At 29.8% G+C, this 918-nt stretch carries 2 protein-coding genes; both read left to right on the top strand.

Translation table 11 applies throughout. The features are described from left to right. Positions 1–189, top strand: a 189-nt coding sequence (locus K8344_RS13940; protein ID WP_237609286.1) for a barstar family protein, incomplete at its 5' end; no start/stop codon positions are given. A 15-nt stretch (positions 190–204) separates the two neighbouring features. Then, on the top strand, positions 205–651 hold the full coding sequence (locus K8344_RS13935; protein WP_237609285.1) for a hypothetical protein: 447 nt from the start codon (positions 205–207) through the stop codon (positions 649–651). Positions 652–918 lie beyond the last annotated feature (267 nt).

Genomic DNA, 918 nt, shown 5'->3' with positions numbered 1-918 from the left:
TGGAAAATTGGACGGAATCTAAACGCATTTAATGATGTACTTTACGGTGGATTTGGAGTTCACGACGTTGACGAAAAATATATCCTAAAATGGCACCGAAGTGAAAAAAGCAAATCGGAATTAAAATATTATGACGGAATAATTGAAATCATAGAAGAACACGAGAATATTGAATTACAGCTGACTTAAAATATAAATCCGAAAATGACAAAAGATATAATTAGAGATAAATTTTTAGGTCCAATTTTAATAATACTCTTATTTGCACTTTTTAATATAAAAAGAACGAATGATTGGCTTTTCCTGTTAATAATTCTTCTAATTGGTTTTACTATTTTGTCTTTAGTAGGCTATTTGAGAAATGATTTATATATTAAACATTTCTCTCTGGAAAATGAAATACTTTTAATTTCTTTTCAAAAGAATTTTTCGAAAAATAGAGAAGATAAATTTTCCCATAATTCTAAATCACTTGAATTAGTGAAGTTTCGTTCGAAATCATTACTTGACCCTTTCCATATAATTACAGTTCGATTTCAAGATGAAAATGGATTTTATGATACGAAGTCATTTAAAACCAATAAAGACAAGACATTTATAGAACTCATTTATAAACTGAATAAAGAAAAAACTAAGCACAACAACGTATAAAATTAATTGCTTGTTACCAGCCTACTTACGAAAGTCCTCGCGGACTTTCTATCTGTGTTTTATTTGCTAAATTTAGTGCTTAAACCACGCAACTAATCTTATACAAACACGTTGTGTGCAATAACCCTTGCTTGCTAGGTTATTTAAAAAATCAGTAAAGCGCGCGAATTTGGAAGGAAAATAATCAGTATTTTATGGTAGGACTGGTTGCAAACCAGGGCCATCAAGTTTTTCGATACTATCGTGTGAGAGTTTACTCTCAAATAC

Origin of the sequence: Aequorivita xiaoshiensis (assembly GCF_022008395.1) — a bacterium.
Taxonomy (GTDB): domain Bacteria; phylum Bacteroidota; class Bacteroidia; order Flavobacteriales; family Flavobacteriaceae; genus Aequorivita; species Aequorivita xiaoshiensis.
The sequence above is the reverse complement of the archived record's forward strand: the minus strand, read 5'-3'. Positions and strand labels throughout refer to the sequence as shown.

Excerpts from the sequence above, each read along its gene's own strand:
- K8344_RS13935 (WP_237609285.1), top strand. The coding sequence starts at position 205 with ATGACAAAAGATATAATTAGAGATAAATTTTTAGGTCCAATTTTAATA.